This is a genomic window from Pseudomonas sp. GD04158, from assembly GCF_029834875.1.
In the GTDB taxonomy this organism is placed as follows: domain Bacteria; phylum Pseudomonadota; class Gammaproteobacteria; order Pseudomonadales; family Pseudomonadaceae; genus Aquipseudomonas; species Aquipseudomonas hydrolytica.
This window is the reverse complement of record NZ_JAODYT010000094.1, coordinates 1-13,243: the sequence shown is the minus strand read 5'-3', so window position 1 is coordinate 13,243 and position 13,243 is coordinate 1. Positions and strand designations below refer to the sequence as shown.

12 protein-coding genes are annotated in these 13,243 nt (G+C 66.1%); 4 read left to right on the top strand and 8 right to left on the bottom strand.

Annotation, left to right across the window (positions count from 1 at the left end; all coding sequences use genetic code 11):
- The coding region (locus N7333_RS21905; RefSeq protein ID WP_279859386.1) for a hypothetical protein at positions 1-723 on the top strand (723 nt) is incomplete at its 5' end.
- A gap of 227 nt (positions 724-950) precedes the next feature.
- The gene (locus N7333_RS21900) at positions 951-1,745 is read left to right on the top strand and encodes an SDR family oxidoreductase (protein WP_012017782.1); all 795 of its coding nucleotides are present in this window, start codon (positions 951-953) and stop codon (positions 1,743-1,745) included.
- Between the two features lie 435 nt (positions 1,746-2,180).
- Here the strand turns inward: N7333_RS21900 and N7333_RS21895 are convergent, their stop codons facing one another.
- The gene (locus N7333_RS21895; protein ID WP_012017783.1) at positions 2,181-2,747 is read right to left on the bottom strand and encodes a TetR/AcrR family transcriptional regulator; all 567 of its coding nucleotides are present in this window, start codon (positions 2,745-2,747) and stop codon (positions 2,181-2,183) included.
- Between the two features lie 31 nt (positions 2,748-2,778).
- Positions 2,779-3,192, bottom strand: coding sequence for a hotdog domain-containing protein (locus N7333_RS21890; RefSeq protein ID WP_129481771.1), 414 nt, complete (start codon positions 3,190-3,192; stop codon positions 2,779-2,781).
- An 84-nt stretch (positions 3,193-3,276) separates the two neighbouring features.
- On the opposite strand from N7333_RS21890, the gene N7333_RS21885 reads away from it, so the two are divergent.
- On the top strand, positions 3,277-4,476 hold the full coding sequence (locus N7333_RS21885; protein WP_129481770.1) for a Bcr/CflA family efflux MFS transporter: 1,200 nt from the start codon (positions 3,277-3,279) through the stop codon (positions 4,474-4,476).
- Complete coding sequence (gene lpdA / locus N7333_RS21880) at positions 4,473-5,873, top strand: dihydrolipoyl dehydrogenase (RefSeq protein ID WP_279859385.1); 1,401 nt, start codon at positions 4,473-4,475, stop codon at positions 5,871-5,873. Before N7333_RS21885 ends, lpdA begins: the two co-directional genes overlap by 4 nt.
- Before the next feature lie 250 nt (positions 5,874-6,123).
- On the opposite strand, the gene N7333_RS21875 is transcribed toward lpdA, so the two are convergent.
- The 6 genes from N7333_RS21875 to N7333_RS21850 all read right to left on the bottom strand — a co-directional run.
- Positions 6,124-6,489, bottom strand: a complete 366-nt coding sequence (locus N7333_RS21875) for a DUF5064 family protein (RefSeq protein WP_003246306.1) — start codon at positions 6,487-6,489, stop codon at positions 6,124-6,126.
- A gap of 48 nt (positions 6,490-6,537) precedes the next feature.
- Positions 6,538-7,464, bottom strand: coding sequence for a carbamate kinase (gene arcC / locus N7333_RS21870; protein WP_129481768.1), 927 nt, complete (start codon positions 7,462-7,464; stop codon positions 6,538-6,540).
- Positions 7,465-7,610: 146 nt separating this feature from the next.
- Positions 7,611-8,621, bottom strand: coding sequence for an ornithine carbamoyltransferase (locus N7333_RS21865; RefSeq protein ID WP_279859384.1), 1,011 nt, complete (start codon positions 8,619-8,621; stop codon positions 7,611-7,613).
- A gap of 66 nt (positions 8,622-8,687) precedes the next feature.
- Entirely contained in the window at positions 8,688-9,938 is a 1,251-nt protein-coding gene (gene arcA / locus N7333_RS21860) for an arginine deiminase (RefSeq protein WP_012017788.1), read from the bottom strand.
- A gap of 16 nt (positions 9,939-9,954) precedes the next feature.
- On the bottom strand, positions 9,955-11,382 hold the full coding sequence (gene arcD, locus N7333_RS21855; RefSeq protein ID WP_003246300.1) for an arginine-ornithine antiporter: 1,428 nt from the start codon (positions 11,380-11,382) through the stop codon (positions 9,955-9,957).
- Positions 11,383-11,837: 455 nt separating this feature from the next.
- On the bottom strand, positions 11,838-13,243 hold a 1,406-nt coding region (locus N7333_RS21850; protein ID WP_279859383.1), incomplete at its 5' end, for an aldehyde dehydrogenase family protein.

Here is a 13,243-nt window from a genome sequence, read left to right as displayed (position 1 = left end):
ATGATCACCGGCGGCGAGAGCTATCCCGCTCTGCGCTACGGCGTCTACACCACCCCGGGCGGTGATGACCTGTCCTACGACATGCAGGGCGGTTTCGGCTTCTTCAGCCACGGCCTGCTCGACACCCATTTCAGCGAGCGCGGCCGTCAGGGGCGCATCGTGCGCCTGGCCGACTACACCAACGTGCCGTTCGCCTACGGCGTCGACGAGGACACCGCGCTGCTGGTGCAGCAGAACCCCAGCCTCGGCCAGGTGGAGATGGAAGTGCTCGGCAGCAACGGCGTGTTCATCTTCGACCTGCGCAACAAGCAGCGTGGCACCGGCAGCAGCTACGCCCTCTACGACGTGCTGGCCAGCTACCTGACCGCCGGCGACCGCTACCGCCCGGCCAATCAGCAATTCGTGATCGCCAGCGGCAAGACCAGCCTGCGTGGGCGCGAGTACTACAGCTCGGCGATGACCGCCACCGGCGACATCTTCAGCAGCCCGAACAACAGCGGTGCCAACGGCCGACGCAACCCGCGCGAGTTCGTCAAGGTCAGCACCGACCTGTTCGACAGCCGCTCGACCAGCACCCTGGGCCGCACTTACGAAAGCAATCCGCGTTTCCGCGTCGACCTGATCAAGAGCACCACCTTCGACAGTCACGGCTATCAGGGGGTTATCAACGGCAAGCGCCTGACCTCCTATCTGCGTCTGCGCGTGGATATGCGCCCCAACTGAGAAAGTGCCTCCCTCGCGCTGCCTGCTCCTGCCCAGGCAGCGCCGCTGTCAGGCCGCGCGCAGTGCTGCGCGCGGCTTCTTTGCGACTCCCGTACGAACCTTTCCCGCCAGACGGTCGCTGCGCAAAGTGCTTGACGAAGCTATATGAAGGTAGTCATATAAGTGGTTAAGATTATGACCGTAATCTAACTGGATCGCCCACTTTTATCCCTTTCCCGGAGACTTCCATGAGCACTGCAAGCAAGCCCGCTACCGCCCTGATCACCGGCGCCTCGTCAGGCATCGGCGCCACCTACGCCGAGCGCCTGGCCCGGCGTGGTCATGACCTCCTGCTGGTGGCGCGCGATGCCCAGCGCCTGCAGGCCCTGGCCGAGCGCCTGGGCGGCGAATATGGCGTCGCCGTCGAGGTGCTGCCGGCCGACCTGACGCAGAAGGCCGACATCCTCAAGGTCGCGCAACGCCTGCGTGAGGATGCCGGTATCGGCTTGCTGGTGAACAACGCGGGCGTGGCGATGAACGGCAAGCTGGCCGACGCCGATCTGGAGCAGGCCGAGGCGATGATCCAGCTCAACGTGGTGGCACTGACCCACCTGGCGGCTGCGGCTGCGGCCAACTTCTCCGCGGCGGGGCGGGGCGGCATCATCAACCTCGGCTCGGTGGTGGCGCTGGCGCCGGAAATGTTCAACGCCGTCTACAGCGCGACCAAGGCCTATGTGCTGAGCCTGACCCAGACCCTGGCTGGCGAACTGCGTGGTTCGGGCGTGCAGCTGCAGGCGGTGATGCCGGGCGTGACCCGCACCGAGATCTGGGAGCGCAGCGGCACCGACGCCTCGGCGCTGCCGCCGTCGATGATCATGGAAGTGGGCGAGATGGTCGACGCGGCGCTGGCCGGCTTCGATCAGGGCGAACTGGTGACCATACCCTCGCTGCCGGATGCCGCCGACTGGAACGCCTTCGTCACCGCCCGCGAGGCATTGTTGCCGAACCTGTCGCGCAACCAGGCGGCGGCGCGTTACAAGTGATCGGGACGGGCGCCGAGGCGTTGGGTGCGCCGTGCGCACCGCGGGTGGCGCTGGTCTTCGAATGGCCAGAAAGCCCGCCTGGGCTCGTGTGGAAAGCTGGTGCGCACAGCCTAGGCGGCCCCGCGACACCCTACGGTCAGGTCGTCGCCGAACGCGTAGGGTGCGCCGCGCGCACCGCGGGTGGCGCTGCTCTTCGAATGGCCACGAAACCCGCCTGGGCTCGTGTGGGAAGCTGGTGCGCACAGCCTAGGCGGCCCCGCGACACCCTACGCTCAGGTCGTCGCCGAACGCGTAGGGTGCGCCGTGCGCACCGAGGGCGGCGCTGATCTTCGAATGGCCAGGAAGCCCGCCTGGGCTCATGGGGAAGGCTGGTGCGCACAGCGCACCCTACGGGGAGTAACGTAGGGTGCGCTGTACGCCCCGCCTGTCTGGCCGTTATCGGCCCTGCGCCTGTTCGATCAACCGGCGGCGGGTGGTCTTGAGCAGGCGGTCGGACAGCTCGGGGTCCTTGACGCTGCGCGACAGCAGCAGGGCGCCGACCATGGCCGAAAGCAGCAGCACGCTCTGCTCGGCGGCGTCATCTCCCGGAAGGTTCTCTTCGATCAATGCCAGGCGGTCGCGGATCAACGCATCGGTGATTTCGCTGGCTTCGCCACGCTGGCCCAGCTCGGCCGACATGGTCGGCAACGGGCAGCCTGCGCCCGGGTTGGCACGGTGCGCGCTGGACAGGTAGCTGGCGATAAAGCGCGTCAGCGGCTCCTCGGCATCCTTGGCTAGGGCCTCGCTGGTGGCGGTGAGCTCCTCTGCGGCGTGGCGCAGGGCGGTCTCCACCAGATCGTCCTTGGACTTGAAGTGGGCGTAGAAGCCGCCGTGGGTCAGGCCCAGGGCCTTCATCAGCGGCTGCAGGCCGGTGGCGCCGATGCCGTCGCGGCGAAAACGCAGCGCGGCCTCGTCGATGATGCGTTGGTGGGTCTTGGCCTTGTGGTCTTCCGAATAGCGCATGCCATGCTCCGGATGATTCAGATGTTGGCTGTCATCTTACACCCACCTCGCGGTTCTGGCGCGTGCCGTTCATGTCGAGGATCAGGCAGGTGGTGTAGCCCTGGCCGGGCTTGAGCAGGGTGTGCACCGCGCAACCCATGCAGGAGTCGAGCAGGGTGGCGATATAGCCACCGTGCACGCTGCCCAGCGGGTTGTAGTGGCGACCGTCCGGCGTGCCCTGGAAGACGAAGCGACCGCGGGACCATTGCAGCGGCACGAAATCCAGCAATTGGCCGAAGGGCGGGCTGGGCAGTTCGCCGCGGCCGATGGCGTCGAAGAAATCCAGCGGCGCCATGCCAGCCACTTCCGCCAGGGCCAGGGTGCCCGGGGCGGCGAGTCGGTCGCGCGCGGCCTGTTCCTCTGCGATCCAGGCGGCCAGGCGGGTATCACGGTTGTGCTCGTTCATCGGAGGCTCCAGTTTTTATGATGGACGACATCTAATGTTTCATATTATGGTCGAAATATAAATGGCCGATACCGGAAACCCACCATGCGCCCGTCCCGCCTGCTGCTTTTGATCCTGATGCTGCTCACCGCGCTGGGGGAAATCTCCACGCAGTTGCTGATTCCCGCCCTCGGCGCCCTGGAGCGGGGGCTGCATGCGGTACCCGGCAGCAGCCTGCTGGCGCTGACGCTGTTCGTCGCCGCCTTCGGCCTCGGCCAACTGTTCTTCGGGCCGTTGTCCGATCGCCTCGGTCGGCGCCCGGTGCTGCTGGCCGGGTTGTCGCTGTACCTGCTGGCGAGCCTGGGCATGCTGCTGGCGGAGAACATCCAGATGCTGATCGCCGCCCGCGTGCTGCAGGGCTTCGGCGCCTGTGCTGCGCTGGTGCTGGCGCGCGCCATCGTGCGTGACGTGTGGCAGGCCGAGGCGGGTCCGGCCCTGGCGCTGACGGTGCTGGGGATGTTCACCGCCATCGTCCTGTCGCCGCTGCTCGGCGGCCTGCTGACCCAATACGGCGGCTGGCGCGCGCCGCTGGTGGCCAGCCTGGTGGTCGGTAGCGTGGCCCTGCTGGCAGTGCTCGGCGGCTATCGCGAGAGCCATGTGCAGCGCGACCCACAGGCCGGGCGGCTGAGTCGCCTGGCGGGCGATTACCGCGATCTGCTGCGCAGCTGCCGGGCTCTGGGGCTGACCATCGCCGCCACCTACGGTGCCATGTTCGTCGTGGTGGCCGGCTCCTCGGCGGTCTATATCGGCCTGCTCGGCCTGACGGCTGCGCAGTACGGCATGACTTTCGCGGCCATCGTTTCCGGCCTGCTCGGCGGCGCCCTGTTCACCCTGCGCAACGTGCAGCGGCTGGGGCCACGGCGGGTGGTGGCCATCGGTGTGGCGCTGGTGCTGACCGGCGCCTTCCTGACCCTGGCGATCTATCTGCTGTTTGGCCTGTCGCTGCTCGGCCTGTCGCTGCCGCAGATGCTGGTCACCCTAGGCGGCGGCATGGTCCTGCCGGCGGCGGTGGCCGGCGCGGTGATCCCCAACCCGCAGCGCGCCGGATTGGCGGCCGGGCTGATGGGCTTTGCGCAGATGGCCGGGGCGACCCTTGGCGGTTTGCTGCTGACCTGGCTGCAGGACGGTTCGGCCTGGCCTATGGTTGCCTTGCATGCCCTGTTCGCCGCGCTGGCGTTTGCCGGCTTCCATCTGCTGCGTGCGCGCCCGATTCCAATCCCCGAAGCGAGGAGAGTCTCTTCATGAGCAGCTACGACGTGGTCATCATTGGTGCCGGCCCCGGCGGCTACAACGCCGCCATCCGCGCCGGTCAACTGGGCCTGAAGGTGGCCTGCGTGGAGGGCCGCGAGACCCTTGGCGGCACCTGCCTGAACGTCGGCTGCATGCCGTCCAAGGCCCTGCTGCATACCTCCGAACTGTACGAGGCGGCGGCCGGCGGCGAGCTCAGCGCGCTGGGCGTGGAGGTCACACCGTCGCTGAATCTGGCGCAGATGATGAAGCAGAAGGCCGCCAGCGTCGAAGCGCTGACCAAGGGTGTGGAGTTCCTGTTTCGCAAGAACAAGGTGGAGTGGGTCAAGGGCTGGGCGCGCATCGACGGGCCGGGGCGGGTGCAGGTCAAGCTGCACGAGGGCGGCGAGCGCCTGCTGGAGACGCAGAACATCGTCATCGCCAGCGGCTCGGAGCCGACCCCGCTGCCGGGTGTGGAGATCGACAACGTACGCGTTCTCGATTCCACTGGCGCGCTGTCGCTGCCCGAGGTGCCCAGGCATCTGGTGGTGATCGGTGCCGGGGTGATCGGCCTGGAGTTGGGCTCGGTGTGGCGCCGTCTGGGCAGCCAGGTCACCGTGGTGGAATACCTCGAGCGCATCTGTCCCGGTCTGGACGGCGAGACCGCCAAGACCCTGCAGCGCACCCTGGGCAAGCAGGGCATGAGCTTCAAGCTGGGCACCAAGGTCACCGGCGCCAAGACCGGCAAGTCCAGTGTGACCCTGACGCTGGAGCCGGCCGCAGGTGGGGCGAGCGAGACACTGGAGGCTGATTACGTGCTGGTGGCCATCGGTCGGCGTCCCTACACCAAAGGGCTCGGGTTGGAGAGCGTCGGTCTGAGCACCGACAAGCGCGGTATGCTCGGCAACGACAAGCACCAGAGCGGCGTGCCCGACGTGTGGGTGATCGGCGACGTCACCTCCGGGCCGATGCTGGCGCACAAGGCCGAGGACGAGGCGGTGGCCTGCATCGAACGCATCGCCGGGCACGCCGCCGAGGTCAACTACGGGGTGATCCCCGGAGTGATCTACACCCGCCCGGAGGTGGCCAGCGTCGGCAAGGGCGAGGAGGAGCTGAAGGCCGAAGGCCGCGCCTACAAGGTGGGCAAGTTCCCCTTCACGGCCAACAGCCGGGCGAAGATCAACCACGAGACCGATGGCTTCGTGAAGATTCTCGCCGACGCCAATACCGACCAGATTCTCGGCGTGCACATGATCGGCCCGAGCGTCGGCGAGCTGATCGGCGAATACTGCGTGGCCATGGAGTTCTCCGCTTCGGCCGAGGACATCGCGCTGACCTGCCATCCGCACCCGACCCGCTCGGAGGCCGGACGTCAGGCGGCCATGGGTGTGCATGGCTGGACCATGCAGGCCTGAGAGGACCCGTAGGGTGCGCCGTGCGCACCGGCATCTCCAGCGGTGCTTTTGGTATGGCTATGTCCCTGTTAGCTGTTGCTAGGGTTCCAAGGAAGGCTCGTGAGCCTTGCAGGGTGGGCCGGGCGGCGATCCGCTCTAGCCCACGCCAACCACCGCTGGTGGGCTGAAGCCCACCCTACGGGCCTTTGCACCCACTCCCAACACTTAACGCAGACAGAGCCTTTGGTATCGGTGCGCGGTGCACCCCTTGTCAGAGCACGTGGTCGAGATTGACCGGCTCGCCCGGTCTGGCGTGCAGCTTGCTGCGAATGTCGGCGAACACCTTGTCGTATTCATCGTGGCCGCGCATCACCGGGCTGGCATTGGGCGGCAGGCCATGGCGGGCGGCGACGCGGCTGGCCACGCTGGCGAAGTTGAAGGCGACGTCGCGGTGCAGCTCGAACTCCTCGTCGAAATGCCGACCGCTCACCTCGCCGACCAGACGCATGTGCAGCATGGGGCCCTGGACCGGGTCCTGGCGAATCTCGTAGTAGAAGTCGACGGAGAAGGGCGGCGCCAGGCGCAGGCCCTCCGGGCGGTCGAGGTTGTCGCGATGCAGATGGCCTGGGGTGAACATCGTCGGTGCTCCTGCGAGAAAACGGCGGGGCCGCGGCCCCGCCCCTGATCAGCGGTAAATAATGCCCTCGGTGTCCAGACCGATGCGGGTACCGGAGCTGCCTTGCACGATGGCCTCGATGTTCTCCAGCGAGCCGATCACCGCGGTGCTGCCGGTATTGCGCGCGAACTCGCAGGCGGCCTGTACCTTCGGTCCCATGGAGCCGGCGGCGAAGCCGAGCTTGTCCATCTCGTCCGGGTGGGCGGCGGCGATGGATTTCTGCCCGGGCTTGCCCCACTCGACATAGGCGGCATCCACATCGGTGGCGATTACCAGCAGGTCGGCGTTGAGCTGTTCGGCCAGCAGCGCCGAGCACAGGTCCTTGTCGATCACCGCTTCGACGCCGCGCAGCTTCTTGCCGTCGTACATGGTGGGTATACCGCCGCCACCGGCGCAGATCACCACGCTGCCCTTCTCCAGCAGCCACTTGATCGGGCGGATCTCGAAGATGCGCTGCGGCCTGGGGCTGGCCACCACACGGCGGAACTTGTCGCCGTCCGGAGCGATGTTCCAGCCCTTCTCGGCGGCCAGGCGCTCGGCTTCCTCCTTGGCATAGACCGGGCCGATGGGTTTGGTCGGTTTCTTGAACGCCGGGTCGCCGCTGTCCACTTCGACCTGGGTGAGGATGGTGGCGAACGGCACTTCGAACGGCAGCAGGTTGCCCAGCTCCTGTTCGATCATGTAGCCGATCATGCCTTCGGTCTCGGCACCGAGCACGTCCAGTGGGTAGGGGTTGGCCGCGTCATAGGCGTTGCCCTGCAGGGCCAGCAGGCCGACCTGCGGGCCGTTGCCGTGGGCAATCACCAGTTCGTTGCCGGGCGCCACCTTGGCGATCTGCTCGCAGGCGATGCGCACGTTCTCTCGTTGATTTTCCGCGGTCATGGCTTCGCCGCGGCGTAACAGGGCGTTGCCGCCCAGGGCAATGACGAGTCGCATGGTGTTCTCCTTGTCGCTCGGATTGAATCCGGGGGCTGTGGTCTGGGGCTGGCGTCGCCGGCCAGACCCTCTCCCCCCAGCCCCTCTCCCATGAATGGGAGAGGGGAGACAAGCCCATCCCCGGATGACATCCGGGCTACGTGAACCTAGATATCCGCCAGGGTCGAGACGAGGATCGCCTTGATCGTGTGCATGCGGTTTTCCGCCTGCTCGAAGGCGATGTTGTAGGGCGACTCGAACACGTCCTCGGTGACCTCGATACCGTTCTTCAGGTGCGGATACTGTTCGGCGATCTGCTTGCCGACCTTGGTCTCGCTGTTGTGGAAGGCCGGCAGGCAGTGCATGAACTTGGCTCGCGGGTTGCCGGTGGCCTTCATGATGTCCATGTTGACCTGATAGGGCAGCAGCTCCTTGATGCGCTCACCCCAGGCCTCCACCGGCTCGCCCATGGATACCCAGACGTCGGTGTGGACGAAGTCGACGCCCTTGACCGCTTCCTTGGCGTCCTCGGTGAGGGTGATGCGCGCACCGCTTTCCTCGGCGAACTTCTTGCAGGCGGCGACATGCTCGTCGCTCGGCCACAGTGCCTTGGGCGCGGCGATGCGCACGTCCATGCCGAGCTTGGCACCGATCAGCAGCAGCGAGTTGCCCATGTTGTTGCGCGCGTCGCCCAGGTAGGCGAAGCTGATCTCGTGCAGCGGCTTGTCGCTGTGCTCGCGCATGGTCAGCACGTCGGCGAGCATCTGCGTCGGGTGGTATTCGTCGGTCAGGCCGTTGAACACCGGCACGCCGGCGTAGGTGGCCAGTTCCTCGACGATCTCCTGCTTGAAGCCGCGGTATTCGATGGCGTCGTACATGCGTCCGAGCACGCGGGCGGTGTCCTTCATCGATTCCTTGTGGCCGATCTGCGAGGAGCCCGGGTCGATGTAGGTGACGTTGGCGCCCTGGTCATAGGCGGCGACCTCGAAGGCGCAGCGGGTGCGGGTGGAGGTCTTCTCGAAGATCAGCGCGATGTTCTTGCGCTTGAGGTGCTGCTGCTCGGTGCCGGTGTACTTGGCGCGCTTGAGGTCGCGCGAGAGGTCGAGCAGGTAACGCAGCTCACGGGTGCTGTGGTGCATCAGGCTGAGCAGGTTACGGTTGTGCATGTTGAAAGCCATGGTTCTCTCTCCTTGTGGGCAGCTTGAAACGGGCCCGGCGGCGGATCACCGCCGGGGCTGGCTTGTTCAGTAATCGATCGGGTCGCGGATGATCGGGCAGGTCATGCAGTGGCCGCCGCCACGGCCACGGCCCAGTTCGCTGGCGCTGATGGTGATGACTTCCACACCGGCCTTGCGCAGCAGCGTATTGGTGTAGGTGTTGCGGTCGTAACCGACCACCACGCCCGGCTCCAGGCAGACCACGTTGTTGCCGTCGTCCCATTGCTCGCGTTCGGCCTCGTAGGCATCGCCGCCGGTTTCCACCACGCGCAGCTTCGGCAGGTTGAGCGATTCGGCGACCACGTCGAGGAAGGACTTGTCCTCACGGCGCACGTCGATGCCGCCGGGACGGCTCTCGTCCGGGCGCAGGCTGAAGGGCACGATGGAGTTGGCCACTTCGGGGAAGATGGTGACCAGGTCGCGGTCGCAGAAGCTGAACACGGTGTCCAGGTGCATCGCCGCGCGCGATTTGCCCAGCCCGGCCACCACCACCCGCTGCGCCGCGCCCTTGGCGAACAGGGCGCGCGCCACCTGGCCGATGGCCTGGTGCGAGGTGCGCTCGCCCATGCCGATCAGCACGGTGCCGTTGCCGATGGGCATCACGTCGCCGCCCTCCAGCGTCGCTGCGCCATGGTCCTGGTCCGGGTCGCCGTACCAGATTTCGAACTGCTCGCCGGCGAAGTCCGGGTGGAACTTGTAGATGGCCGAGGTGAGCAGGGTCTCCTGACGGCGCGCCGGCCAGTACATCGGGTTGAGGGTGACGCCGCCGTAGATCCAGCAGGTGGTGTCACGGGTGAACTGGGTGTTGGGCAGCGGCGGGAAGATGAAGCTGGATTCACCCAGGTAGGCATTGAACATCTTCGCCGCCTCGGAATCCTTGTGTTTGGCCAGGTCGGCACCGGACACGCCGCCGATCAGGAATTCGGCGATACGTCGTGGCTCCAGGCCCTCGATGAAGGAGCGCACCTCGCCCTGCAGGCCGAGTCCCACGCTGTTGGGGGTGATCTTGCGGTCGAGAATCCACTTCAGCGCTTGCGGGTCGCGCACGGTCTCTTCCAGCAGGTTGTGCATCTCCACCACCTCGATACCGCGCTCGCGCATCTTGGTCATGAAGTCGAAATGGTCGCGCTTGGCCTGGGACACCCAGATCACGTCGTCGAACAGCAGTTCGTCGCAGTTGTTCGGGGTCAGGCGCAGGTGAGCCAGGCCTGGCGAACAGACCATCACCTTGTGCAGTTTGCCGGCTTCGGAATGAACGCCTAGGGCTTTCTTGGACATGTCGAACTCCTTCTCGCTAGAGAGTCAGGAAACCGTCATACAGCCCGTAGGCGGCAATGGCGGCACCTATCAGCACGGCGAGGAAAATGAGCTTTTCGACGCCGGTGAAGATGGGCTGGCCCAGCTCGCGCTTGGCCTTGGCGAACAGGATCGCGCCGGGGGCGTAGAGCAGAGCGGACAGCAGCAGGTACTGGATGCCAGCGGCGTAAACCAGCCAGATGGCATAGAGGGTGGAAACCAGGGCGATCAGCAGATCCTTGCTGCGTTCGCTGGCGGCGCTCTCATAGGTCTCGCCGCGCACCGCCAGCAGCAGCGCATAGGCGCTGGACCAGAAGTAGGGCACCAGGATCATCGAGGTGGCCAGGTACAGCAGGCTCAGGTAGGTGGAGGCGTTGAACAGGGTGATGATCAGAAACAGCTGGATCAGCCCGTTGGACAGCCACAGTGCATTGGCCGGCACCTGATTGGCGTTCTCCTTGCGCAGGAACTCCGGCATGGTGTGGTCGCGGGCGCTGGCGAAGAGGATCTCGGCGCACAGCAGGGTCCAGGACAGCAGGGCCCCGGCCAGCGAGACGATCAGGCCGATGGCGATCAGTTGCGCGCCCCAGGGGCCGACCACCTGTTCCAGCACCCCGGCCATCGACGGGTTCTTCAGCCCGGCCAGCTCGGCCTGGGCCATGATGCCCTGGCTCAGCACGTTGACCAGCACCAGCAGCAGGAGCACGCCGACGAAACCGATCACCGTGGCCTTGCCGACGTCGCTGCGTTTCTCGGCGCGGGCAGAGAAGATGCTCGCACCCTCAATGCCGATGAACACCCAGACGGTGACCAGCATCATATTGCGCACCTGATCCATCACGCTGCCCAGCTCGGGGTTGCCGCGGCCCCAGAAGTCCGAGGTGAACACGTCCAGCTTGAAGGCGATGGCGGCGATCACGATGAACAGTGCCAGCGGCAGCATCTTCGCCACCGTGGTCACCGTGTTGATAAAGGCCGCCTCCTTGATTCCGCGCAGCACCAGAAAGTGCAGCAGCCAGAGCAGCACCGAGGCGCAGATCACCGCCGGCAGGGTGTTGCCCTCGCCGAACACGGGGAAGAAGTAACCCAGGGTGGAGAACAGCAGCACCATGTAGCTGACGTTGCCGATCCAGGCGCTGATCCAGTAGCCCCAGGCCGAGGAGAAACCCATGTAGTCGCCGAAGCCGGCCTTGGCGTAGGCGTAGACCCCGCCGTCGAGTTCGGGCTTGCGGTTGGCCAGGGTCTGGAACACGAAGGCCAGGGTCAGCATGCCCACCCCGGTGATCAACCAGCCGATCAGCGTGGCGCCGGCGCTGGCGCTGGCGGCGATGTTCTGCGGCAGGGAGAAGATACCGCCGCCGACCATGGAGCCGACGACCAGGGCGACCAGTGCAGCCAGGCGCAGTTTTTGTGACGAGTCGGACATCTCAATTACCTCCATGTCGGGAAGTGACGATGGTATTGAGCGCGTTTGGAGCGGCAGCAGTCATGACCTACATCAATAGGCTGCTAATTGTTGCGCAAACGCACATTCCTACTGGCAATTTGCAATCAATCAGGCGCACCCGAGAAGCCAGGGAGCGGCTCTATGCCGGGCCTTTCAGAAGCACCGGAGTGTTGAAACGCTAGTCAGCGTTCCGCTGCTCTGCAAGGAAAGCGAAGCGAAAATTTCGAAGGGCGGGGGAGGAGGGCCAAGCGGGGCGGTTGACCCCGCTCGGAGCGTCTGCCGGGTAGGCTGACGCAGGCCATGAGGCCGGGAGATGGAAACACGGCGCCGGGCGGGTAGCCCCTGCAGGCAGTCGCGCCGTGTGGGTGCAGCATGCCGTGGAAAGCTTTCAGCCAGCTTTCCACGGCGTTTCCGACCTGTGACGGTCGAAAGTCTCAGCCGATGGTCATCAGACTGGCGTTACCGCCGGCGGCTGCGGTGTTGACGCTCAGGGCGTGTTCGATCAGCAGGCGCTCCAGCGGGATGTCGGTTTCGCCCTTGTTCAGCCCGTGCACGCCGACGATGGCGCCCTTGCGCTGCGCCGCCTGCTCGCTGACCGCGCGCAGCTGGTCGGAATCGCCGTGGTGCAGGATGGCGTCCAGCTCCACGTCGATGCTGTTCCAGTCGGCCACCAGCTGGATGTGCTTCTGCACCTCTTTCGGCAGTTCGGCATGCAGTGCGCGCTGGCTCTCCAGCCAGATCGCCTTGCTGCCCACCGCCAGGGTGGCGGCCAGTTGGGCCAGCAGGTCGCTGCGCTCGTCGGCCAGGTTGAGCACGCGCTCGCGCGGCAGCAGGCTGTAGCTGTTGCGCTCGCCGGTCGGGCCGGTCAGGGTGTGGCTGCTGTAGCTCTGCGACAGCGTGCGGTACTGCTCGAACAGCGCGGCGATGCCTGGCTCCTGCTTGCTCGCCCAGTCGGCGAAGGCACTGCGCACCTTGTCCAGCTCGCTCGGCACCGGCAGGGCTTGCACCTCGGCCTGTTGCAGGTACTGGGCGACGGCTTCCTGCGGGCGGGTCGACAGCAGACGGTAGAGGTACAGCGGGCCACCGGCTTTCGGGCCGGTGCCGGACAGACCTTCACCACCAAACGGCTGCACGCCGACCACGGCGCCGACCATGTTGCGGTTGACGTACAGGTTGCCGACCTTGGCGGTGCCGACCACCTGGGCGATGGTTTCGTCGATGCGGGTGTGCACGCCGAGGGTCAGGCCGTAGCCGCTGTCGTTGATCTGCTGCAGCAGCTTGCCCAGATCGGCACGGGCGTAGCGCACCACGTGCAGTACCGGACCGAAGATCTCGCGCTTCATCTCGTCGAAGCTGTCCAGCTCGATCAAGGTCGGCACGACGAAGGTACCGCGTTTGATCTCCTCGCCGTTGACGCGCGCCAGTTGGGTGATCTTGCGGCCTTTTTCGCGCAGCTTGGCGATGTGGGTTTCGATGCCGGCCTTGGCCTCGGCGTCGATCACCGGGCCGATGTCGGTGTTCAGGCGCTCCGGGTTGCCGAGGCTGTATTCGGCCATGGCGCCCTTGAGCATGGTCAGCACGCGATCGGCCACGTCGTCCTGCACGCACAGCACGCGCAGGGCCGAGCAGCGCTGGCCGGCGCTGTCGAAGGCAGAGGCGACCACGTCCATCACCACCTGCTCGGTCAGCGCCGAGGAGTCGACGATCATGGCGTTGAGTCCGCCGGTCTCGGCGATCAGCGGGATGGTGCGGCCCTGAGCATCCAGACGACCGGCGATGTTGCGCGCCAGGATGCCGGCCACTTCGGTGGAGCCGGTGAACATCACCCCGCGCACGCGCT

What these genes read in the sequence shown, in the direction of transcription:
- arcD (WP_003246300.1), bottom strand. Translation starts at nt 11,382, where the DNA reads ATGTCCGACTCGTCACAAAAACTGCGCCTGGCTGCACTGGTCGCCCTG.
- N7333_RS21900 (WP_012017782.1), top strand. Translation starts at nt 951, where the DNA reads ATGAGCACTGCAAGCAAGCCCGCTACCGCCCTGATCACCGGCGCCTCG.
- arcA (WP_012017788.1), bottom strand. Translation starts at nt 9,938, where the DNA reads ATGTCCAAGAAAGCCCTAGGCGTTCATTCCGAAGCCGGCAAACTGCAC.
- N7333_RS21865 (WP_279859384.1), bottom strand. Translation starts at nt 8,621, where the DNA reads ATGGCTTTCAACATGCACAACCGTAACCTGCTCAGCCTGATGCACCAC.
- arcC (WP_129481768.1), bottom strand. Translation starts at nt 7,464, where the DNA reads ATGCGACTCGTCATTGCCCTGGGCGGCAACGCCCTGTTACGCCGCGGC.
- N7333_RS21890 (WP_129481771.1), bottom strand. Translation starts at nt 3,192, where the DNA reads ATGAACGAGCACAACCGTGATACCCGCCTGGCCGCCTGGATCGCAGAG.
- N7333_RS21875 (WP_003246306.1), bottom strand. Translation starts at nt 6,489, where the DNA reads ATGTTCACCCCAGGCCATCTGCATCGCGACAACCTCGACCGCCCGGAG.
- lpdA (WP_279859385.1), top strand. Translation starts at nt 4,473, where the DNA reads ATGAGCAGCTACGACGTGGTCATCATTGGTGCCGGCCCCGGCGGCTAC.
- N7333_RS21895 (WP_012017783.1), bottom strand. Translation starts at nt 2,747, where the DNA reads ATGCGCTATTCGGAAGACCACAAGGCCAAGACCCACCAACGCATCATC.
- N7333_RS21885 (WP_129481770.1), top strand. Translation starts at nt 3,277, where the DNA reads ATGCGCCCGTCCCGCCTGCTGCTTTTGATCCTGATGCTGCTCACCGCG.